A 20,811-nucleotide genomic window follows, 5' to 3' on the forward strand; every position below is an offset into this window, starting at 1 on the left:
CCCAACAATTCCTAAACTTGCTACAGTCGTGACAAACCCAAATCTACCTGGGATTAAATATAGTTTGCCATGTGTCAGTCGCGGATTGATGTCATCCAAATAAAATAAATGCTCTAATATCTATACTTCCCATTTAAGTCCATCGAATTCACAACCTGTTGGTTATTATATCGATCGTTGTCGGCGATCGCGCTGTTAAATGTAGACAGCTTGACGCACCCCATCAGACAGATTGTCTCTACAGCAGACATTGTCGGCATCTATGAGCCGTAGATCCGAAATCCGATCGAAATCTTAAGTTTATTTAATTTTGTACGAGCACCCGCTCGCCGATGGCAATAGCCCCAAAACTCACTCTTAACCCAAGTTGCCACTTAAGAGGTATCGGTGAAGTTAGTAAGGTGGCGAATCGATTGTTATCGGGCTTTTTATACCCCGCTTCCCGCTCTAGCTTGTGATACGTGAATTTAGCACCGCTGCGAATCGCTACCCTCTACTCAAAATGAGGTGTCAACTGTAGCGTTCCTAACCCCAGGTCGTCATTAGATAGAGACTTAGTCTCCAGAAAAGCGATCGTTTCCCGAATGCCCGGATTGCCGCGCGCTTTACCCGTCAAGCCTTGAGCGACGAGCAGTCCGCAATAACCCTTTGTTGTTTTGCTGCGTTGATTCCACTTTTTCCGCGCTTCGATATGCACCGCACTTTCGTTATAAAATTCGCCAAATAGCTGCATTTCACCATCTGCTAGTTGGAGAATCCCCAAGTCAAAACTATCGCCAGAGATCGGATCTTCGCCAGGATTGAAACAAATACCCTGTAAGCCGCCAGCTTGTTGAATCCGTTCGATAATCTCGCGGGCTTTGGGGCGTGTCGTTTGGATCGAAATAATTGGTAATCCTTCTCCGGCTGGCTTGACTTCACTCGTCTGATGATAGCTAGCCGAGCGGCGGATGGTTTCGACTCGATCCCAAGGCATCATGCCCAAACTAATAAATGAGTTGTCAGGAATTAAATCTTCGCGAATTTGTAGCTCTAGAGGATCGAACTCATCGCCTTCATCCATCGCTAGATGCATTTTGAGCAATTCTTGAGATAATTCTGGCAAAGTCTCGATCGTCACCGGGATTGATTGTCCCCGAATCGGTAGTATTGCTGGTGCGAGATCGGGCAGTGGTACCTGGATTGTCTCGCTCAGCCTAGGCAGATCGTCAGCTTGGAGCTGCTGTCTAAATGCCGCTACAAACTGCCCCAGTGCGACTAGAGCTATATATGTAGCGATCGCTTCTTCCTCGTACAAGAAGGGGCGCATACCCTCCATGGGATGAATATTTCCAAAGTTTGGCTCGATCTCTGTGGCTGATAGTTCGCCCAGATCGATCGTCGCATCTGGGGTAACGGCATCAAAAGTCACAAAAATACAATCTTGCGATAGAAAAGCCGACTCCATTTGATTGGATTCATCTTCGCTCAGTGCCATTGCCCGAAACCGTTGCAGTGACTCGACCGAGCGATAGAGCAATACTCCATATTCCATGCCCAGCATTCCCATCACCGAGACATAAAATTTCTCGATATCCCACTGATTTAATTCGATCGAGATTGCTTCATAGTCGGCTAACATCGACCAGGGAGCCAAATCCCAGAGTTCGCGAGCGGTGGCTTTGAGCAGATCGAGATATTTACGAGGTAACTTGGACGCGCGCGCCCCTGCCATATTGCTAAAGCGATTGAATAACTCATCGACAATCGGCAATTCGTGCACATACTCGACGATAATATCTAAGTCTTGCAGTACTCCCCGTAAGTAAAATTGCAACTGGCGATCGCGCACGATAATTTTTTGGGGACGTCCTGGTTGCGAAGGCGCCTGTGGTGCTTCCATTGCTTCGATCAGTGCCCTGACGACTGCTTCGGTACCCATTGTCGAATTGACAACTTTCATCGATCGCACTACGCATTCGACCCCATCAACCCACACGATCAGTTCGCGTCTGTCGTTATCTTCTAACTCCGCATCTTCAACCAACTGTGCCACATATCGTCGGTCTCCCTCCCACACGCTAGGAAGTTGAGGGAGTTGTTGGAGTCGTCGTTGAGTGGAAGGACTAATCGCCGTCATAATCAAATTGCACCTGAGAATCGAGCGTAAGCAAAATAACGATCGCGCGAGCCTGGTCTAAAGGCGACTCATTGACAGAGCCTCAAACAGTCAGGGGATCGCGGTTCGAGCGAGCCAGCGAATGCCACCCGTGCAATTCACAACTGACTATTGGTGTCATACCCTGGAAAATTTGGAATACTATACTTAGATTAGCTAGTCTAATTTTAGAACATCCGTCATTCCGATTTTATTCGCTAATTTACAGTCGGCACCGATCGGGTCAGAGAAGTTAACATAGATTTAGGTTTAAGTTTGTTTGGATTTTAAAATTTCGCGATCGCACGTTTGTTAAGGAGTTTATCAAAAGCCATGACTGAAGTAATCACACCCAAAAAGCCCAGCATCCAAATGACCGATAATGCACTCCACCACGTACTAGCACTGCGCGAAAAACAAGGTAAAGATCTGTGTCTGCGCGTTGGCGTCCGCCAAGGTGGCTGTTCGGGCATGTCCTACGTGATGGATTTTGAAGATCCCAGCCAAATTCGGGAAGATGATGAAATTTGTGACTATGGTGGTTTTAAACTAGTCTGCGATCGCAAGAGTATGTTATATGTCTATGGACTCGTCCTCGACTACAGCGACGCGATGATCGGCGGTGGTTTTCAATTCACTAACCCCAATGCGGCGCAGAGTTGTGGTTGTGGGAAGTCTTTTGCAGTATAAGCTAGGGGATAGGGGATAGGGGATAGGGAATAGCAATTTTCTCCAGAATACAGGCTATTTCAACGATATGAATTTGCTATATCCCCTATCCCCTATCCCCTATCCCCTATCCCCTATTCCCTATTCCCTATTCCCATGGCTGAAACATTAGCTCCTGCCGAATTATTCGATAAGGCAATTCAAGATTATCAAGCTGGCGAAAGTCCAGCTAAACTAATTCCAGTATTTGTCGATATTTGCAATCGATCGCCAAAACTAGATAGTGCTTGGACTTGTTTAGCTTGGTTGTACTTACTCGAAAATAAGCCGCAACTAGCACTCAAAGCTGCCCAAAAATCGATGAAAATCGATCCCTTCGATGCCCAAACCAGGATCAACCTTGCCGCCGCTATGCTCGAAGTCAAGCAGTCTGGCGTCCGCGAACATATTGAAATGGCCAAAAGCCTTGTCGAAGCCGCCCCAGAAGTCCGCGAACAAGTGGTGACAAATTTCCAAGATGGATTTAGTCGCAAACCCGATTGGGCGAGTCTCAAGCGCATCGAAAAGTTGATATTTGAAGATTAAAGTTCGATGCAACTCTGAGGTATAGCTGTAAGCTTTGGCAACTGGCGTGCGATGCGATTTGCATCGCACGCAGCCAGAATATATTTCGGACTCTGTTCCCATTCGTGGTTTTGTTGATGTTTGGTGCCGTCTTATTCCCTTTTGACTCAATAAATATACAATCTCGAGCTGTGATGTCGGTTACCTATCCACTGTCTCGTTGGCGTAGCCTCTTTGTCAACAGAATCGCCCGCATCACCGTCGGGGAACACAGGCACAGCTTAAAATCGCTATCTACTATTCACTGACTACTCTAGATGTCTAAATTGACACTGGCAAGGGAATAGTTTGCTTTGACGCTCGGTTTAGCGATCGCATTATCTTCTGCTCGATTTTTCAGACCACCACTCAGCAAACCACAACATGTTACCTACTAAAACTCAATTAATCGGTCTCAAAGCTGACAGATTCCGTCATCCCCTAGACTTAGAAGCAACTATTAACCTCCGCCGACTCCCTGGATTGGATCTGCTAGTGCGGAACTTATTAGGTGGAGTAAGCGAAGACTTTTTATATCTGAATAATATTGCCGCCAGCGTCCTCATCGGCGAAAAACAACTCCCAGATATACATAAATTACTCGTCGAAGCTTGTCAGATCCTCGACTTAGAAGTCCCACAACTTTATCTCAAACAAAATCCCGCACCTAATGCTTATACGATGGCGATGCGGGGCAAGAAACCCTTCATTGTCGTCCATACCTCTTTAGTCGATTTACTGACCCCCGCCGAGCTGCAAGCAGTGATCGCGCACGAATTGGGGCATCTCAAATGCGAACACGGCGTCTACCTGACGCTGGCAAATATCATCGTCCTGGCTACCAGTGGTTTAATGCCAGCAGGCATTGGTAACGCGATCGCCCAAAACCTGCAAGCGCAAATGCTACAATGGTTGCGCTGTGCCGAGTTTAGTTGCGACAGAGCGGCTCTCCTCGTCAGCCAAGATCCCAAAACGGTAATTTCAGTCTTGATGAAACTCTCCGGCGGTTCGCCAATCCTAGCACCAATGCTCAACGTCGATGCCTTTCTCGATCAGGCTCGCGCCTACGAAGCGATCGGGACGACTAATTTTGGCAAAATGCTCGCCGCCGCTCAAACCGAACAGCTCTCTCACCCAGTTCCCGTCTTGCGCGCCAAAGAAATCGATCTGTGGTCGCAAACTGATAATTATCAGTCCTTGCTAAATAACCCAACTATGCGTTATGATAAGCAAGCTATAAATTCGGGCGGCTGGCGGAATTGGTAGACGCAGTTGACTCAAAATCATCCGCGAAAGCGTGTCGGTTCGAGTCCGACGCTGCCCATAGCATAAAGCTTGATTTAATTCCCATCGAGCATTACAGAAACCCGACTTCTTTAAAGAAGTCGGGTTTCTTTGTGTGAGTAGAATTAGATGTTAAGGAATTATTAGATCCCCGTCCCACCATCTGGGGATCGCATATAGTATCAAAGAGGTGTGGTTGATAACGTCCAACAGCTATAGGCAAAGCGTCACAGTAGCTACTAGCTTTAGATTCGACCGATTGCCATCGGAATTGTTAGCGCGATTATTTACTCGATGCTCATTAGGAAAGACTGCCTTAGCGATCGCCTTATGCTAGCAAATTGCGAATTATCCTTCAGATTTTAGACCCGTTCGAGCAAGCCGCTCTTTGATGGTTGTCTCTGTGCCATAGCGATTATCCACTGACGTAGTTGCTAATCGAGAACGCTTGCCTATCTCATCCGACAGAGGTTATGCCAACCCCATCAGTCGCAAAATATATTAACTAATCTATTGGGCACATCCCGATTTTAAATGCCTATGACTAGCTTTCCTTGGCTGACAACACTTATTATCTTCCCGATTCTTGCTTCGTTAGTAGTACCCATCCTCCCAGATAAAGATGGACGAACGGTGCGCTGGTATGCGCTCATCGTTGGGCTGATCGATTTCGCGCTGATGGTTTATACCTTTGCCAATAACTATGACATCCATAGCGATCGATTACAATTAGTCGAGAGTTATACCTGGATTCCTCAAATCGACTTGCGATGGTCGGTTGGGGTCGATGGTCTCTCCATGCCCTTGGTAATACTGACGGGTTTTATTACGACGCTGGCCATTTTAGCAGCTTGGCCTGTGACCTTCAAACCCAAACTTTTTTACTTTTTGATTTTGCTCATGTACGGCGGACAGATTGCGGTCTTTGCCGTTCAGGATATGCTGCTATTTTTCCTAGTTTGGGAACTTGAATTGATTCCCGTGTACCTATTCCTTGCAATTTGGGGCGGGAAGAAGCGATTGTATGCTTCGACCAAGTTTATCCTTTACACGGCTGGAGGCTCCTTATTTATCCTGGTCGCGGCTTTAGCGATGGGTTTTTACGGCGATACCATCAGCTTTGATATGCGGACGTTGGCTGCCAAGGATTACACGCTCAATTTCCAGCTATTTATGTATGCGGGGTTATTGATTGCCTATGGAGTGAAACTACCCATCATTCCCCTACATACTTGGCTCCCTGACGCTCATGGCGAAGCAACTGCACCCGTCCACATGTTACTGGCCGGAATTTTGCTCAAGATGGGTGGCTATGCCCTGATTCGGATGAATGCGGGTATGTTACCCGACGCCCATGCTACTTTTGCACCTGTCTTAATCGTGCTAGGGGTAGTAAATATCGTCTATGCCGCACTGACATCATTCGCCCAACGAAATCTCAAACGGAAGATTGCCTACTCGTCAATTTCGCACATGGGATTTGTCTTAATTGGGATTGCTTCTTTTACCGACTTAGGTTTGAGTGGCGCACTCTTGCAAATGGTCTCCCACGGCTTGATTGGGGCGAGCTTATTCTTCCTTGTGGGTTCGACATACGATCGCACTCATACTTTGATGCTCGATGAGATGGGTGGTGTCGGTCAAAAGATGAAGAAAATTTTTGCCATGTTCGTCGCCTGTTCGATGGCTTCGCTAGCCTTGCCAGGTATGAGCGGCTTCGTTGCCGAACTAATGGTGTTTGTCGGGTTTGCTACCAGCGATGCCTACAATCTCCAGTTCAAAGTTATTATGACGCTGATTGCTGCCGTCGGTGTGATCCTCACCCCGATTTATCTCCTCTCCATGCTCCGGGAAATCTTCTATGGTGCCGAGAATAAAGAGTTAGTCGAACATGAGGAGTTAGTCGATGCCGAACCCAGAGAGGTGTTTATTATCGCCTGTCTGTTAGTACCGATTATCGGTGTGGGTTTCTACCCCAAACTCTTAACTCAAATTTATGATTCGACTACTACTTCAATGACGGCACATCTGCGAGACTCCGTACCCACGATCGCTCACAAACAGTCTAACCCAGTCGCGATCGGCAAGTTTCAACAAGCTCCAAAAATTGTTAAGACCGTTAACAGTTAAGAGATCTATCCGCTCAAAGTCTCAGCGGTATCTGTAACTAAAAGCTCCCAGATAACGGGAGCTTTTTTATTGTAATAATACTAGGCAGCATAAGTTATGTTAAGATCTCATACTCCCAACGCCCTGTCTCGCTTCCATTGTCGGTTTCCCCGACCGGAGTGAGCCGCTCCCCGCCCAAATAGTAACTAGATTTATGCCGTAAACTACTACTGTAACAATTTAGTAACGAAAAGCGGCTGATGAAAGTATATCCAAGACTCGCATTAGATATTACATTTAAGGACTTGAGTTTTAATCTACTTTCTCCCTGCCTGTTTGCAGATCGACAGACGATAATTGGCTCGATTCATTCTTATTGGCAGACATCCAAAGAAATTCTGGTTTCACTGTGTGTGAGAACGTCTTTCGACTTATTGCTAAAATCGCTAGAATTACCTGCTGGCTCGGAGATTCTGATGAGTGCAGTCAATATTATGCACATGGAAGAGATTGTCAAACAGCATGATTGCATTCCCATACCCATCGATCTCGACCTCGCGACACTCGCACCCTCAATCGAAGTGCTGGAGCGATCTATTTCTCCCCAAAGTCGGATTCTGGTAATAGCACATTTATTTGGCGCGATTATCGATCTCGATCCATATGTAGACTTATGCAAAAGTAACAATATTCTGCTGGTGGAAGATTGCGCTCAATCTTTCGATGGTTGGCGATATCTCGGACATCCAGAAGCCGATCTCAGTTTGTTTAGCTTCGGCCCGATTAAATCTTGTACCGCATTAGGTGGTGCTATTACCTTAGTGCGGGATAAAGATTTAGCTGAAAAAATGCAGATTATTGAGAGTCACTATCCCCTCAAAAGCGAACTATGGTTCACGAAAAGAACGCTTAAATATCTTTGTTTGAAGTTTCTTTCGATTCCACAAATATTTGGAATTTTGCTTGCTTGTCTAAAGCGTCTCAATATAGATTTAGATCGATCGATCGGTTCTTTGACACGAGGCTTTAGTTCGGGAGATATTCAGTCCCAACTGCAATATCGTCCGCCGATAGGAATGCTCCGACTTTTGCAACGAAGATTTGAAAATCTCGATCTTTCGCGATTCGATCGACGACAACAAGCAGCTCGTAACTTTTTGACTTTATGGGAGCGATCGAATTTTTATCCTGGTTACAAAGCCACCCGACATTCATACTGGGTAATGCCGATTATGACTAAAGACCCACAATTGTTGATGCACAGACTCAGAGCGGCAGGCTTCGACCCCACCACAGGAGCGACCAGTTTAAAAGCGATCGGATCTGGAGCGATTCAAGCCGAGCGATTGATAAATAGCATACTGTATTTACCGATTTCTGCCTCACTCCCAGCAACAGAGATCGATCGTCTGGTTCGATCGATTTCACTAGCAAAAATTGGCAGCCTTGAGGATGCTTCAAAGGATGTAGCTTAAATGCTCGTGATTTTTGATATTTCGATCTAATTACCATATTTTCATGCTATAATGCTAGACCTATGCGATTAATTATCGGGATGTAGCGCAGCTTGGTAGCGCACTGCTTTCGGGAAGCAGGGGTCGGAGGTTCAAATCCTCTCATCCCGACTAGGGTAAAAATGGTAGAAATAACACGATAAAAGGATTTCGGGCTTTGGCTGGAATCCTTTTATTTTTTGGTAAAGGGTGTTCAGGGGTGTTAAGACGAGACGTTTTTATCACCAAAATTACCATCTAATGAAAGTCACCATCGAAGCTAAAAAAACCTGACACCTACTCAGATGGGTTTGTCCCCAGACGGGGAAGCGCGTAGCTATTTCTGTTAATGAAGCTTCTGAGGGGCGAAAACCAACGAAGTTAAAAGATCGCATCGAGAGCGACATCAAACACGGCGAATACGATCGAACCCTGGTAAAGTACCGCCCTAAAACCATTGGGATGAACAAGACCGAATTAACCACAGTAGAGCTATTCGATCGGTTCACCCAGTGGCAGCAGAAGCACCAAGGATTGAGCAAAGCCTCGATCGATACTCGCGATAAGTGTCTGACGGTGATGCTAGACAAGCATCTGAATTGCACTGATACCATTCGTTACCAGATATTTAACTTCGTCTTTACCAGAAATTTTCCAACCTTAGCTAACTTTGCCCGAAACCACCTTTTACCCCTCTCACTTATTGCGAACGGCTGAGATGATTGCCCAATAAGTAGTTGAGAGATTCTTGCTACTGCTTTTGGGGCGCAGGGGTCGGAGGTTCAAATTCTCTCATCCCAATTAAAGCGAAAACAATACTATAAAAGGGTTTTGACAAGGTGCGAACGACTTTATTGAAGCTCTTTTCTTTATCTTATTACCATCGGTGATGAAATGTTGGAGAAATAGCTTGGCTTTTTAAATCATCTATGTTAGGATTAATAATCGTGAAACAAAGTGTCAAACGAATTGGAAAAAATCTCCAAATCTAAGGCGCAAACCGTGGGTCGATGGCCGAGTGGTTAATGGCGGCAGACTGTAAATCTGCTGGGAGACCTACGCTGGTTCAAATCCAGCTCGGCCCACTTTCACCAACGCCCTCATAGCTCAGTGGTAGAGCACTTCATTGGTAATGAAGAGGTCATGAGTTCAAGCCTCATTGAGGGCTTCGGGTTGTAACGTATTACTGGTAAGGCTTTTAGGAAACAAATCAGTCCTAACGGCCTCATTTTTGTGTCTATTCACAGTTAATAATGTGCTGTTTTGGCTGTTTTGGTTGGCCTATCACCCACCATTTCACCCACTGTTTTTATGCACATCGAAAAGCGCGGGAATAGCCTCCTTATCAGGTTTTCGCACGAGGGTAAGCCCTACAGCTTCAGCTTGCCCAAACACAATAATCCCGTTGGGATATCTAACGCCAAGCTGAAGATCGCTCAGATCGAGAAAGATATAGCTTATGGGAATTTCGACACTTCTCTACTCAGATATAAGCCGCGCAAACTGGGTAAAAATCCAACGGCGATAACTGCTGTAGAACTAGTTCAAAAGTATATCGCTCATCGTCGAGACTCTCTATCTAATGGCTCGATCGTCAGACTTCAGGCGATGGCTTCCAAGCTTACCCAATTATTAGGGGACAAGCCCGCTGAGAAAGTTACTGAGTCAGTGGCTAAGGACGCGATCGCGCGGTGGTCGGAGTCAGCCTCTACCCAATCTATTAAAACCTATCTATTTTTGCTCAAAGCCTGCTGGGAGTGGGCTAAGGGTAAGTATCATATCGCCGAAACTAACCCATGGTCGGAATGTCTCGATCGGGTGCGTTCTAGTGGCAATAATGGGCAGTCCAAGCAGCTCAAGCCCTTTACTATTGCTGAGTTACAAGCTATTATCGCCGCATTTAGAGCGCATCCCAAATACTGTCATTACACAGACTTTGTAGTTTTCTTATCACACAGTGCTTGTAGATTGGGAGAAGTCGCGGGACTGAGATGGAAGCACATCGGCGCGGACTTTGCCACAGCTTGGATCGGGGAATCTATCAGCCGTGGACATCAGAATAAGAAGGGGACTAAGACGGGGAAAACTCGCACGATTCAACTATCTCCCACGGTGACGTCGATGCTGGCAGACAGACGCGCTCGCCTGAACCCACAGCCTGAAGATCTAGTATTTCCCAGCCCTTTGGGTTTAGCCATTGACGATCATCGGTTTAGGGCGCGAGCTTGGAAGACGATTCTAGAAAATTGCCGGATTGAATACCGATCGCCATACAAAATAAGACATTCAGCCATCTCTCACGCCCTCAACAATGGGGCTAACTTTATCGCACTGGCAGAACAGACGGGGCACGATAAGCGGGTGATGTTGTCTACCTATGCACACGCGATCGATCGGGAATGTTTGTTTGTCGATTTCTAACTGGGGTGGGGACATCTTTCACTTACTACAGTTGGAATGTATCTCTCGTCTCTCTAATGAAAACTCAAATTTTCTAACTGAGTGAGATTACTATACATGCTATACACTATTGGCTCTGAGAAAGGATTTCAGGTATACATCTGGGTATACACAAGTATGCACAGGTATACACAAAACTTGGAGAAAAGAAGCGATCTCAATGTTTTTGTTTGCAAATTTTGAAAATGTAAAGATTTATGAAAATCTTGTCTCACTAATATCGAAACTAGCCGATTTTATACTTAATTACCCAATATTACACCCCAAACCTTCTCAGGGAGCGGGATTGACAGATCGAAGCAAAACTTATAAATTGAAAACAAGCTTTACCAGTAATAAAGTCGCACAGCTCACTTACAGTTCAACCAAACAAAAACACCCGACACCCCCGAAAGGATGTCGAGTGACATCTAAAAAACCTATCCTCATTATCCCCCATGCCTAAGAAGCTACAAACTCCTGACAAGTTCAAATTCATGACTGAGCGATCGATCGTGCAGGAAAAATATGAGCTGACGCGCTGGCAATCCGCCCAACTCCGAGCCAAATTGCCCAAGGGTATCTATTGGCTCCAAATCGAGAAAGGCGGACTCATACAGTGGAATTGGACGCTGTTGCAAAGTTATTTGCTTAGTGGTGCTGATTGTCCCCAGCATCGCGCTCTCGTAGAAGAGTACATCGCTACTCTTCCCCAATCAGCATAAAAACAACACCCCTCAGATGCCTGAATTTCTGAGGGGTGTTTCCAGCATCCGAAGGCGGTGCTAGAGCGGGTTTTCTTAAAATTTGTTGACTCGATCTTAACACCTTTCGGATGCTCTGTCACCCTACAACACAGCGGCACCAACCATGAACGATACCCAAGGGCAACTTCAACTACTAGGCTACAAGGACGGTGAATCTGTTTTCTACCGCGCCATTGCTGATAACAATCCGCGCAAGTTATCGGCTAAATTCCCCGCCACTCCATGCGAACTAGATACGTTAAATAATGAGGGATTTAACATCTATGTTGTCGTAAATGGCGGCGGTGACAAGGATGCGGACGTCGTTGCCTGCAAGGCGATATTTTACGAGCATGACGATCTTCCTAAAGAAGATCAGCTAACCTTCTGGCAGTCACTTGGATTACCAACGCCAACATTTCAGGTAGATACAGGTGGTAAGTCGATTCACTCCTACTGGGTATTTAATGCTGCGATCTCAGTCGATTTGTGGAAGGTACTCCAGAAAGATTTGCTGAACTACTCCGAGGCCGATCGCACGATTAAAAACCCGTCGCGAGTTATGCGGCTAGCTGGATTCAAACACCAGAAGACGGGTGTAGTTGCATCGATCGTCAGTAAGTCTGGGACAAAATATTCCTACGACGAGCTTCGATCGTTAGTCCCTCCGACTCCAGTAGCGGTAAAGGAGAAGAAGCAAAAGCAGGAACCAGCAGCGGGGAAAGTCGCCAGCACCAAACGCGCCAAAAGTTTCGACAGCACCCCTACAGGCATCCCGATCGAGCGTTTACTTACCAAAGCCCACCGCGAAGCATTAGGCGGAGTGTTTGAGGGTAGCCGTGACAATATGGGCTTAGAAATTGCCTGTGACTTAATTGGAGTTGAATCGCTGGGTTCGATCGAGTGCGACTACAAAGGTAAAAATTACACCCTAGAGATCGAGCAGAATGCGCGGGAATTATTCACCGATTACTGCCGTGGTTGCAACCCACCCCTAGACGAGCGGGATGAGGAACGGATTTGGAACAGTGCGAGCCAAAGAGACGGAGAACCATCGAATCGTGATGAAGATGCGATGAAAAATTGCGCTCGAAGCTACCTGAAGGAATTAATCAGTACCACGCGCTCGACTGGCAGTAAACACCAAGCATCAGCACCCGTAAAGAACGAGAGCGGTTGTGATTACCCCGCTCTAGCTAAAAGGTTGGGAATTACACTAATCCAAGACGATCGTGGGAATGTCAAATCGAAATTAGTTGAGTTGACACTAAACCTGTTTAATCTGCTTGGCGAAAAATTGAGACTCAATCAGATGACGAATGATTATGAGTTCGAGGGAAAACCACTAGACCTCAACCACATCAAGAGTTTTATTTCTCAAAATTTGGGTTGTGACAGCAGTACAGAGAATTGCATTCAAGCGGTTCACGCAATCGCCAGTCGATTCGCATTTCATCCGGTTCGAGACTACCTCGAATCGCTGAAAGATTCCCCCCTTGTGGATTTTGAAGTGTTCGATAATCTGGCTACCTTGTTTTTGGGTAACTCCGATCCATTGGCTAATCGAATGTTAGCGAAAACACTCATCGGAGCCGTTGCCCGGGTTAAGAAACCAGGTACCAAGGTAGACACCTTGACTGTCCTTCAAGGCGGACAAGGGTTCTTAAAATCGACTTTTCTAAAAGTTCTGGCTGGCGATTCTTGGTTCTGTGATGATATTCGAGATCTAGAGAGCAAAGATGAGATCGCCAAACTTGCGCGTTACTGGCTCATAGAATTGGCAGAGGTCGATTACTTAATGGGACGAAAGGAAGTGGAGGCATTCAAGCGATTTCTATCGACGACTGCTGATACATATCGCCCACCTTATGGCCGATCGAATATCCGGAATGAGAGAACGTGCGCTCTGTTTGCCACTACCAATAAATCTGAATTCCTGAAAGATCCCACGGGAAGCCGCCGATATTGGGTAATAAAGGTGGGGACGAAAATTGATTGCGATCTCGTATCCAAGTATCGAGACATTATCTGGGCTACTGCATTAGCAGCTTACGATCGCGGTGATACATGGTGGCTGGATGACAATGAGGAATCACAACGTGAGGCGGCGGCGGTAGATTTCCAGGAGATCGACCCATGGCAAGACGTTTTAGAGAACAAGTGGGCTGTTGTCCCAGTGATTGAAAAGGACAATTTGGAAATCGTCCAGATTGATTCAATTTTCCAGATTCTAGAGGTGCCGATCGAACGCCGTACCCAAGCATCCAGGAACCGGATCGGTGCAATATTGCGGAACCTAGGCTTTGAGAATAAGCCCATTTGGTATGACGGCAAAACTAGAAAGCTCTATGTTCGTTTTACAAGTTTAATAGAAGAGACAGGTAAGGCAGGTAAGGAAGTAGCCAAGAACCATCCACAGCATGGGATACACGCCTTACCTGTCTCCGATGACAAACAGGTAAGGACAGGTAAGGAATTTGAGACATCTGAAGCTGAAAACAATACAACACATGGGATACGCGCCTTGCCCGTCTCTGAGAACAAACAGGTAAGGAAAACAGGTAAGGAATTTGAGAAACACAGCCTATCCGAACGCGATCGAGTCTACATTCCAGCCTGTGCAAAATATGGTGTAATCTCACGAATTGCCCCCAAGCAGGGTAAAGACGGTCTGTACGCTCGCGTAAAACTAGAGGAGGATGGCAGCGAACGCGATCTACTTCTTGAATATTTGGAGGTCGCCTAAATGACTTACCAACTCCGAGATTACCAAACCGATTTGCTCGATCGCATCAATAAAGCCTGGTTCAGTGGACATCGATCGCTACTTTGCCAACTTCCAACAGGCGGCGGCAAAACGATCGTATTTTCCACAGTCGTACACCAAGCCAGCAAAAGCGGCTTAAAGTGCTTGGTGTTAGCCCACCGGGAGGAGTTAATTAAACAGGCGGCGGACAAGATAGAAATCATCACTAACGAGCCTGTGGGCATCATTAAGGCGGGGTATCCTGCTAACTACGATCGAGATATTCAAGTGGCCTCAGTTCAGTCTCTTGTCCGTCGTCTCGATCGCTGCCCCCAGTTCGATCTCATCGTCGTCGATGAAGCCCACCACTCCACATCTCGCACTTACCGAACCATCCTCGATCGCTACCCCAACGCGCGGGTATTGGGCGTAACGGCAACCCCGATCAGGCTGGATGCCAAAGGCTTTCGCGGGATATTCGACGAGCTAATTTGTGGCGTTACTGTTTCCGAACTAATCGCCTCTGGTAGCCTATGCCAGTACAAATACTTCGCCAGCGAACGATCGATGTCAGTCGAGAATGTTGGCAAACGTCAGGGTGATTTTAAAACTGAAGATGTCGCCAGAGCTAACCCCGTCGCAGGTTTGGCGGGGGATGTAGTCAAATCTTATCGGGATTATCTACCAGGGAAACAGGCTGTAATATTCTGCATCAACGTGGAACACTCGATCGCGATCGCCGAACATTTTAAAGCTGCTGGCATCATCGCCCATCATCTGGACGGGAACAGTAGCAGCGGGGAACGAGCCGATGTGATGACACAATTCACAGATAAACAGATTCAAGTCCTAACCAACTGTGCGCTATTTGACGAGGGGCTGGACATCCCCTCGCTCGATGGGGTGATACTGGCACGTCCGACTCAATCCCTCAGCCGATTCCTGCAAATGGTGGGACGCGCTCTTAGAGTCTGTGAGGGGAAAGAACACGCGATAATCATCGATCTAGCGGGCAATTACGAGCGGTTGGGAATGCCGGATGATGTTCGAGCCTGGACTCTAGACGGGTTAGAGAAGAAACAGCGGGAACGATCGAAGCTGGTGCGGAATAAGGAGACAGGTGAGGTAGAGGAAATTGTTATCGACCTGACCCCAACCGGAACCAAGTTCATTGAGATTGTTGGCCGCTCGATCGAACTAACTCCAGAGCTATCGTTTTGGATCGACAAGTGTAACCGGATATTGTTCGAGCGCGAGTTGAACGATCGTAAAGCCGCCTGGTGCATGTACCGACTAATGGAGTCTGAAACTAAGCCCCCGCTTGAAGCTTGGCAATATCTAGGTAAGAAGCTTGGGTATCATCACGGTTGGGCAAAATACAAGTTTGCTGAGTGGCAGTCAATATCCGAGCGCGAGGTGTCAGCGTGAGCCATTTAGAGCAACAATTCGCGGATTTGTGGCTGTCCCTCTACCCTGATATCGATCTGCATTCCGAATACCGCTTCATCCCCCCGCGCCGCTACCGTTGGGACTTCTGCCACCTTAAATCTAAAGTAGCGATCGAGATTCAGGGTGGAGTGTGGATGCAGCGGAGCGGACACAGCGGGGGTACTGGACTGGTGAAAGACTACGAGAAACTGTGTTTGGCAGCGGCTCTTGGCTGGCGGGTGTTTCTTTTAGCAGACTCAATGATTAATGATGAGTATTTAAAGCTGATTGCTGAAGCGATCGAGCATTCCCCCAGACAACCACCAGGCGCAAACATCGAGTTAATTTGACCGAAGAACCAACAATTACTAAATCCAATGCAACTAACTAACATGGAAATCACCGCTGATATGGTAGCCAAACAAATCGCCGTCCAACTTCTCACCACCATTAACGGTGTGGCTAATGGGGAAGTCATCATCAGCAATGCGAAGGAACTAACCGAAGATCAATGGACGCGAGTCGAATCTATCTACCAGAATGCTGATGGGACTATAACTGTGGTTCTGAACGACAACACAGCTCTTTTAGAGTGGCTCAATGAGCAGTTCCAAACAGCCGATTGCAACCAGTAAAAACCTCTATTGCAACCAGTAAAAACCTCTATTGACTCAAATCGTTATGTCACAGCCCTTATTAACCCCCAAACAAGAGAGATTCTGTCAGGAATACATAATAGATCTCAACGCCACTCAAGCGGCAACTAGAGCGGGATATAGCGTCAAAACAGCAAATCAGCAAGCGGCTAGGATGTTGACGAATGTTAACATTCAAGCCAGAATTGCTCAATTACAGGAGCAGAGACAAGAGCGTACCCAACTGACTCAAGATGAGGTAATCGATGAACTGGGGTTAATCGCACGGGCTAATATCGAGGACTTTTTGACTATAGAAAACGAACAAGTCAAGCTTCAAGATTTCTCCAAAATTGACAGAAAGAAGTTAGGAGTCATTCAGAGTATTAAGAAAGGGCGCGATGGAAGTATCACACTGAGCCTACACAGCAAGATGTCAGCACTTGGAGAATTAGCTCAAATCATGGGACTGAAAACAGATCTTAATTTGGCGATCGCTAGCTTTGCTAAATATGGAATCGATGTCAAACGGACGGAGGATGGTAAGTGGTTTATCCCAGATTAGGGAGAAAGTCTGAAGCGATCGGACATTCCCCAGACAGCACCAGGTAATTAGTAATTATTCGTAACTTAGAGAGAGAAAATATCTTCCAATTCAACTCAATTGCGTAGTCTCTGGATTTAACCACTGCCAAAAACATTCAGGGATATCGATATCCTTGATGGCTGAGACGTTCACTTCGGTTTGCTTAACACTCCAGTCTTTCTCGATTAGTAGTTCGGTTAGTTGCTGCCAATACTGGGGTTGTACCTTGGATATGTGGGAAAGGTGATTGGCTTTGTCTAAAAGTGCGTGGATATCCACGCACTTTATTATGTCTAAAATCTTTGCAGCTTCCTTGTATGGACGCAAGGTGCCTTCGCTTCGCCCTAATTCTCTGGCGTATTCTCTCAGTCCCCCTTTCTTCCCCCGTCCACCCTCTGACAGCTCCACATACTTAAGGGCGTGAATCCCAATTTCTAGGGGTGATAACTCGCCCTGAGAATTGGCTTTCACTAATTCTAGGAATGCTGCGTCGTTGTCTTGAGTCAGTGTCATAGGGAGCTAAGGCTTAGAGGGTGGAATCATCGCGAATCGTTTACGGCGTTGTAGCCCTTGGATCGAAAGATGAATCATTTGGGCTAGTTCATTGTTACCAGCCATGACAGCGGCGTTATAGTCGTCGATGGCGTCGATTATTTCCGCTTCGATGTTGGCTAGGGCTGTGGCGTGAATGTCGTCGATCTCGAATGGTTTCATAGGTTCTATGGAGATGTTGAGTAGGTGGCTGTCCCGATTTGATTTCGGGACATCGCTAGTAGGGTTTACATGTAGTCAGGAATCTCGATCCGACCGTGAGCCAAGTACTCAGCAGTAACGGCGGCTACAGCTTGCTCTAGAAGGCGGTAGGGTTGGTTATTGGTAACGAACACCTCGTCAGTCTCACCAACGCCAGCGGGGAGAATATCTAACCCCCAAGATGGGAAGATTTCGATGGTACCCATGAGTTGGTCACTCAAGAAGGCTTGAATACCCATGTGTGAGTGTTCGAGGCGGATAGCGGTTGAAATGGCGGCGTGATTTTGAGTTAGCATGATTGAACCTATTTACTTATTGGTTTATGGGTTGAGGGGCGATCGCTTACTTTTTGCGGAGGAGGCGATCGCTTTCTCATGTCTGTCAGTTGCGATTTGTCTAACTTTTGGCTTGTGGGTCGCATCCCGTTTCCATATACCTAATATATCATTACCTGTAATTATTTGTCAATATGCATCATGCTCTATATTGATACACCATGCTTATGTATTTACATGATATTGACAGATAATTATCAAATTTAATTATGTGTTAATACTTGTCATTATTTGATGTCATAATAGGTAATGACCCGTACTTATATATTTATGACTGACGACTCAATGCGGATGGCATCGTTCAGAATCGATCGCGAAATGTGGGCTAAGTTCTCAGCCATAGCCAAACGAGAGCGGTTAACTGCTACTGATGCCCTGACTGGATACATACAGAGATGTATCGATAATGATAAAACTGAGTATGGGGTAAATACCAGTAATGATGAAGCTGTAAGTACTGGTATTGACAGTAATGATAAACTCACTGAAACCATCATTACAGCGATGGGTACGATGTCATTACCAACTAGAGAGGATGTAATGACGATGGTAAAGACAGCTATTGACACGTCAGTATCGGGGGAATTTGAAACCTTCAGGGCGGAACTGTTGGAAGTGTCAGAGTTTGCCCGCAATTTACAGGGGGAGATTGTGAAGGTAAAAAAGCCATTTGCGATCGTGTAACTCCAGACACGATCGCAAAACCCGCTCAGGTTGAAATGAATTTACCCGCTGCCAAGTCCAAACACGATAGCGAACCCGATTGGGTGACTAACGAGACTAGACCCATCTATAACAAGCTGAAAGATGCCCCTGAGCTATTGGGCAAAGTACAGATAGCGATCGCGCAACATCCCGATAATAATTTGGAGTTAGCAGCGGCACTCCTCCCCATTGGGTTTCACAAAGCAGACGGGACGGCGTTGGGGAGTGATAAAATGCCTCGAATCAAGAAAGTAGCCAAAACCCTTTCCCAGAGCTAATCATGAAAGTTTGTAGTCTTGTAACGGGACTGGATTCCTTGCTGTGGGCAATTTACCCGTAGGGGTAAGGTGCTTTGTAGTGTCTCCAGCACCAGAGGAAACCGATCGGTTGAATTGAACCCTTACCCGTCTCCTTACCTAACCTTACCCGTCTATTCTGGCAAACGGGTAAGGTATCAAGCCAGACACCGAGCGGTTTTCAGTAATTTCTAACCCGCCTTACCCGCCTTACCCGTTTTTTTCCCAAAACTCTAGGCAGAAATAAAAGTGTCAAATCGATCGAGCATCGAACAAGGGTCAAATCTGAGATATGGACTACTTACCCCATATAATCGAAATAGCCCCCACCAGTGAAGGCGAGGGCTAAATCGATCGAACGGACTGTTTGCAGCAGCGCGATCGATAGTAAACAAAGTACTTACTAAATATTATGACAGCAGCGACCGACACAGACATCAGGGAAATTAAAGATTTAATCACTGCTCTGGACAAAAAGATCGAGGGTTTAGATAAAAGGATCGAGGTAGGGTTCGCCAAGGTAGAGGGACAGATTAATACAGTCGAAGCCAAATTAGAGGGCAAGATCGACAAGCTAGAAGAGAGGACTAAGTTAGGTTTTTGGGGCTTTATTTTCCGAGGTACAGCATTAGCCGCGCTAGCCGCAATGACCGCCATCTTTGTTAAGTACCTGTTCCCAATTTTGCCACCAGTACCCCTAGGTTAATATTTTGGTAGTCGGTCTAAAAGTGGCTTGAAATTGGGTACTTCCCACTGTTTCACCCACTGTCTATTGGTGCTAACCCCTAAAAGCCTTTCCCCGTAACTATTTCACGCCTTGATGATGCTTCATTGGTAATGAAGAGGTCATGAGTTCAAGCCTCATTGAGGGCTTCGTATTAAAAAATATTACGTTGAGGCTCTTGTGGATAACATTGTTCCTGAGAGCTATGTTTCGCTTCGTAATTTACCAATTGCTGTATCCACGATCGAAACTACGGTGCTGGGTAGGTTTGACACGGTTAACGCCAAAATCACCAAGCTTGAATCGAGTACGAACAATCTTTATCCCCAATCTTCTGAGTTAATAGTTATCAAGCCCCAGGATCGCGAGCAGGAAGTCAAGTTATCATAGATAGCTAGGTATCGCACCTAGTGAATCCGGTGATGGGTTAATGACCCCAGCTAATGTTCGCTAACCAATAGCCACTGCTTAACAATGGACTTTTCAGATAATAATCTACTCATCATTTACCTAGCTGCATTCTTATCGATCTTAAGTGTTGCAGCATTCTTTGTGCTCAGACAAATTCTGAAGACTCGAAAAATTGAAAGTACTCTCACGAGATTAGAGAAGAAACTCAAAAACGAGCGCGGGACTATTCCTGAATATTACGAGCTAGGCAGTATTTATTTAGAAAAGAGAATGTTTGCCCAAGCACTGATTGTCTTCAAAAAAGCCATTAAGCTTGAAGATGCCAATGTACCAGAAATGGCTCCTGTCTATAATGCTTTAGGATATGCATATTTCGGCCAAGAACAGTACGATTTGGCCATCCGAAATTATAAAGAGGCAATCAAACTCGAACCAGAATATGTGATGGCTATGAATAATCTCGGCCATGCCTACGAGCAGAAAAAACTCACATCTCAAGCTTTAGATGTTTACGAACAGGCTCTAAAATTAGAGCCAAAAAATGAGACTGCAAAATATCGGAGTGAGTCATTACGTCGTCGTTTAGTCACTAGCAATTAATTGATAATTAATAGTATTAGCGGAAAGATTAGGCTAAAAATGTGGGTGAAGAGATCGCCGAAGTATTACTAATTGTTGCTTTCTTGTCTTAAATGCTCGCAGTTTTAGTCCG

23 protein-coding genes and 4 tRNA genes are annotated in these 20,811 nt (G+C 46.1%); 22 read left to right on the forward strand and 5 right to left on the reverse strand.

From position 1 onward, the window contains the following. Positions 1-113 precede the first annotated feature (113 nt). Both CHA6605_RS34435 and CHA6605_RS21930 read right to left on the reverse strand, forming a co-directional pair. A complete protein-coding gene (locus CHA6605_RS34435) occupies positions 114-251 on the reverse strand; it encodes a hypothetical protein (protein WP_157260072.1) in 138 nt (45 codons plus the stop codon). A gap of 242 nt (positions 252-493) precedes the next feature. Further along, positions 494-2,119: a DUF6930 domain-containing protein gene (locus CHA6605_RS21930; protein ID WP_015161569.1), complete on the reverse strand. Its 1,626-nt coding sequence runs from the start codon at positions 2,117-2,119 to the stop codon at positions 494-496. A gap of 351 nt (positions 2,120-2,470) precedes the next feature. Here CHA6605_RS21930 and CHA6605_RS21935 point away from each other — a divergent pair, with 351 nt between their 5' ends. The 17 genes from CHA6605_RS21935 (at position 2,471) to CHA6605_RS22015 (ending at position 16,854) form a co-directional block, all read left to right on the forward strand. Then, positions 2,471-2,827 (forward strand): HesB/IscA family protein, encoded by a 357-nt coding sequence (locus tag CHA6605_RS21935; protein WP_015161570.1) that lies wholly within the window; start codon positions 2,471-2,473, stop codon positions 2,825-2,827. 135 nt (positions 2,828-2,962) lie between these two features. Further along, the gene (locus CHA6605_RS21940) at positions 2,963-3,391 is read left to right on the forward strand and encodes a hypothetical protein (protein ID WP_015161571.1); all 429 of its coding nucleotides are present in this window, start codon (positions 2,963-2,965) and stop codon (positions 3,389-3,391) included. A 402-nt stretch (positions 3,392-3,793) separates the two neighbouring features. Beyond that, entirely contained in the window at positions 3,794-4,675 is an 882-nt protein-coding gene (locus CHA6605_RS33145; protein WP_086936258.1) for a M48 family metallopeptidase, read from the forward strand. Beyond that, a tRNA-Leu gene (locus tag CHA6605_RS21945) sits at positions 4,654-4,733 on the forward strand. The genes CHA6605_RS33145 and CHA6605_RS21945 overlap by 22 nt, the downstream gene beginning before the upstream one ends. Positions 4,734-5,233: 500 nt before the next feature. Continuing rightward, positions 5,234-6,823, forward strand: a complete 1,590-nt coding sequence (ndhD1, locus tag CHA6605_RS21950) for a photosynthetic/respiratory NAD(P)H-quinone oxidoreductase subunit D1 (protein ID WP_015161572.1) — start codon at positions 5,234-5,236, stop codon at positions 6,821-6,823. Between the two features lie 239 nt (positions 6,824-7,062). Beyond that, positions 7,063-8,277: a DegT/DnrJ/EryC1/StrS family aminotransferase gene (locus CHA6605_RS21955; RefSeq protein ID WP_015161573.1), complete on the forward strand. Its 1,215-nt coding sequence runs from the start codon at positions 7,063-7,065 to the stop codon at positions 8,275-8,277. A gap of 76 nt (positions 8,278-8,353) precedes the next feature. Continuing rightward, a tRNA-Pro gene (locus CHA6605_RS21960) sits at positions 8,354-8,427 on the forward strand. 330 nt (positions 8,428-8,757) lie between these two features. Continuing rightward, positions 8,758-9,012, forward strand: coding sequence for a hypothetical protein (locus tag CHA6605_RS21965; RefSeq protein WP_041548384.1), 255 nt, complete (start codon positions 8,758-8,760; stop codon positions 9,010-9,012). A 287-nt stretch (positions 9,013-9,299) separates the two neighbouring features. After that, positions 9,300-9,380, forward strand: a tRNA-Tyr gene (locus CHA6605_RS21970). A gap of 11 nt (positions 9,381-9,391) precedes the next feature. Next, positions 9,392-9,463 (forward strand) — tRNA-Thr (locus CHA6605_RS21975). A gap of 143 nt (positions 9,464-9,606) precedes the next feature. Then, positions 9,607-10,716 carry a tyrosine-type recombinase/integrase gene (locus CHA6605_RS21980; protein WP_015161574.1) on the forward strand — a complete coding sequence of 370 codons (1,110 nt, stop codon included), beginning with the start codon at positions 9,607-9,609 and terminating at the stop codon, positions 10,714-10,716. A gap of 476 nt (positions 10,717-11,192) precedes the next feature. Continuing rightward, positions 11,193-11,459, forward strand: coding sequence for a hypothetical protein (locus tag CHA6605_RS21990; protein WP_015161576.1), 267 nt, complete (start codon positions 11,193-11,195; stop codon positions 11,457-11,459). A gap of 145 nt (positions 11,460-11,604) precedes the next feature. Continuing rightward, complete coding sequence (locus tag CHA6605_RS21995; RefSeq protein WP_015161577.1) at positions 11,605-14,226, forward strand: virulence-associated E family protein; 2,622 nt, start codon at positions 11,605-11,607, stop codon at positions 14,224-14,226. Next, positions 14,227-15,654, forward strand: coding sequence for a DEAD/DEAH box helicase (locus CHA6605_RS22000; protein ID WP_015161578.1), 1,428 nt, complete (start codon positions 14,227-14,229; stop codon positions 15,652-15,654). It abuts the gene before it with no gap. Beyond that, positions 15,618-16,004, forward strand: coding sequence for a hypothetical protein (locus tag CHA6605_RS34440; protein ID WP_157260073.1), 387 nt, complete (start codon positions 15,618-15,620; stop codon positions 16,002-16,004). The genes CHA6605_RS22000 and CHA6605_RS34440 overlap by 37 nt, the downstream gene beginning before the upstream one ends. A 27-nt stretch (positions 16,005-16,031) precedes the next feature. Then, positions 16,032-16,289, forward strand: a complete 258-nt coding sequence (locus CHA6605_RS22010; RefSeq protein WP_015161580.1) for a hypothetical protein — start codon at positions 16,032-16,034, stop codon at positions 16,287-16,289. Between the two features lie 46 nt (positions 16,290-16,335). Further along, positions 16,336-16,854, forward strand: a complete 519-nt coding sequence (locus CHA6605_RS22015) for a terminase small subunit (RefSeq protein ID WP_015161581.1) — start codon at positions 16,336-16,338, stop codon at positions 16,852-16,854. A gap of 90 nt (positions 16,855-16,944) precedes the next feature. On the opposite strand, the gene CHA6605_RS22020 is transcribed toward CHA6605_RS22015, so the two are convergent. The 3 genes from CHA6605_RS22020 to CHA6605_RS22030 form a co-directional block, all read right to left on the reverse strand. After that, positions 16,945-17,388: a hypothetical protein gene (locus tag CHA6605_RS22020; RefSeq protein WP_015161582.1), complete on the reverse strand. Its 444-nt coding sequence runs from the start codon at positions 17,386-17,388 to the stop codon at positions 16,945-16,947. 6 nt (positions 17,389-17,394) lie between these two features. Beyond that, on the reverse strand, positions 17,395-17,589 hold the full coding sequence (locus CHA6605_RS22025) for a hypothetical protein (RefSeq protein WP_015161583.1): 195 nt from the start codon (positions 17,587-17,589) through the stop codon (positions 17,395-17,397). 65 nt (positions 17,590-17,654) lie between these two features. Next, a complete protein-coding gene (locus CHA6605_RS22030; RefSeq protein ID WP_015161584.1) occupies positions 17,655-17,924 on the reverse strand; it encodes a hypothetical protein in 270 nt (89 codons plus the stop codon). A gap of 309 nt (positions 17,925-18,233) precedes the next feature. On the opposite strand from CHA6605_RS22030, the gene CHA6605_RS22035 reads away from it, so the two are divergent. The 5 genes from CHA6605_RS22035 (at position 18,234) to CHA6605_RS22050 (ending at position 20,699) form a co-directional block, all read left to right on the forward strand. Then, on the forward strand, positions 18,234-18,647 hold the full coding sequence (locus CHA6605_RS22035; protein ID WP_157260074.1) for a hypothetical protein: 414 nt from the start codon (positions 18,234-18,236) through the stop codon (positions 18,645-18,647). 35 nt (positions 18,648-18,682) lie between these two features. Then, on the forward strand, positions 18,683-18,946 hold the full coding sequence (locus CHA6605_RS22040) for a hypothetical protein (protein WP_015161586.1): 264 nt from the start codon (positions 18,683-18,685) through the stop codon (positions 18,944-18,946). Positions 18,947-19,376: 430 nt separating this feature from the next. Continuing rightward, positions 19,377-19,670: a hypothetical protein gene (locus CHA6605_RS22045; RefSeq protein WP_015161587.1), complete on the forward strand. Its 294-nt coding sequence runs from the start codon at positions 19,377-19,379 to the stop codon at positions 19,668-19,670. 198 nt (positions 19,671-19,868) lie between these two features. Continuing rightward, the gene (locus CHA6605_RS34445) at positions 19,869-20,078 is read left to right on the forward strand and encodes a hypothetical protein (protein WP_015161588.1); all 210 of its coding nucleotides are present in this window, start codon (positions 19,869-19,871) and stop codon (positions 20,076-20,078) included. Positions 20,079-20,162: 84 nt separating this feature from the next. Next, positions 20,163-20,699 carry a tetratricopeptide repeat protein gene (locus tag CHA6605_RS22050; RefSeq protein WP_015161589.1) on the forward strand — a complete coding sequence of 179 codons (537 nt, stop codon included), beginning with the start codon at positions 20,163-20,165 and terminating at the stop codon, positions 20,697-20,699. Positions 20,700-20,811: the final 112 nt, after the last annotated feature.

It is taken from the genome of Chamaesiphon minutus PCC 6605 (assembly GCF_000317145.1).
Classification (GTDB): Bacteria; Cyanobacteriota; Cyanobacteriia; order Cyanobacteriales; family Chamaesiphonaceae; genus Chamaesiphon; species Chamaesiphon minutus.

Bases quoted from the DNA above. Each gene is read 5' to 3' on its own strand.
- CHA6605_RS22030 (WP_015161584.1), bottom strand. From the start codon at position 17,924: ATGCTAACTCAAAATCACGCCGCCATTTCAACCGCTATCCGCCTCGAA.
- CHA6605_RS21955 (WP_015161573.1), top strand. From the start codon at position 7,063: ATGAAAGTATATCCAAGACTCGCATTAGATATTACATTTAAGGACTTG.
- CHA6605_RS22020 (WP_015161582.1), bottom strand. From the start codon at position 17,388: ATGACACTGACTCAAGACAACGACGCAGCATTCCTAGAATTAGTGAAA.
- CHA6605_RS22010 (WP_015161580.1), top strand. From the start codon at position 16,032: ATGCAACTAACTAACATGGAAATCACCGCTGATATGGTAGCCAAACAA.
- CHA6605_RS33145 (WP_086936258.1), top strand. From the start codon at position 3,794: ATGTTACCTACTAAAACTCAATTAATCGGTCTCAAAGCTGACAGATTC.
- CHA6605_RS21990 (WP_015161576.1), top strand. From the start codon at position 11,193: ATGCCTAAGAAGCTACAAACTCCTGACAAGTTCAAATTCATGACTGAG.
- CHA6605_RS22000 (WP_015161578.1), top strand. From the start codon at position 14,227: ATGACTTACCAACTCCGAGATTACCAAACCGATTTGCTCGATCGCATC.
- CHA6605_RS21980 (WP_015161574.1), top strand. From the start codon at position 9,607: ATGCACATCGAAAAGCGCGGGAATAGCCTCCTTATCAGGTTTTCGCAC.
- CHA6605_RS34435 (WP_157260072.1), bottom strand. From the start codon at position 251: ATGTCTGCTGTAGAGACAATCTGTCTGATGGGGTGCGTCAAGCTGTCT.
- CHA6605_RS22025 (WP_015161583.1), bottom strand. From the start codon at position 17,589: ATGAAACCATTCGAGATCGACGACATTCACGCCACAGCCCTAGCCAAC.
- CHA6605_RS22015 (WP_015161581.1), top strand. From the start codon at position 16,336: ATGTCACAGCCCTTATTAACCCCCAAACAAGAGAGATTCTGTCAGGAA.
- CHA6605_RS22040 (WP_015161586.1), top strand. From the start codon at position 18,683: ATGAATTTACCCGCTGCCAAGTCCAAACACGATAGCGAACCCGATTGG.
- ndhD1 (WP_015161572.1), top strand. From the start codon at position 5,234: ATGACTAGCTTTCCTTGGCTGACAACACTTATTATCTTCCCGATTCTT.
- CHA6605_RS22035 (WP_157260074.1), top strand. From the start codon at position 18,234: ATGACTGACGACTCAATGCGGATGGCATCGTTCAGAATCGATCGCGAA.
- CHA6605_RS21930 (WP_015161569.1), bottom strand. From the start codon at position 2,119: ATGACGGCGATTAGTCCTTCCACTCAACGACGACTCCAACAACTCCCT.
- CHA6605_RS21965 (WP_041548384.1), top strand. From the start codon at position 8,758: ATGAACAAGACCGAATTAACCACAGTAGAGCTATTCGATCGGTTCACC.
- CHA6605_RS22050 (WP_015161589.1), top strand. From the start codon at position 20,163: ATGGACTTTTCAGATAATAATCTACTCATCATTTACCTAGCTGCATTC.
- CHA6605_RS21935 (WP_015161570.1), top strand. From the start codon at position 2,471: ATGACTGAAGTAATCACACCCAAAAAGCCCAGCATCCAAATGACCGAT.
- CHA6605_RS22045 (WP_015161587.1), top strand. From the start codon at position 19,377: ATGACAGCAGCGACCGACACAGACATCAGGGAAATTAAAGATTTAATC.
- CHA6605_RS21940 (WP_015161571.1), top strand. From the start codon at position 2,963: ATGGCTGAAACATTAGCTCCTGCCGAATTATTCGATAAGGCAATTCAA.
- CHA6605_RS21995 (WP_015161577.1), top strand. From the start codon at position 11,605: ATGAACGATACCCAAGGGCAACTTCAACTACTAGGCTACAAGGACGGT.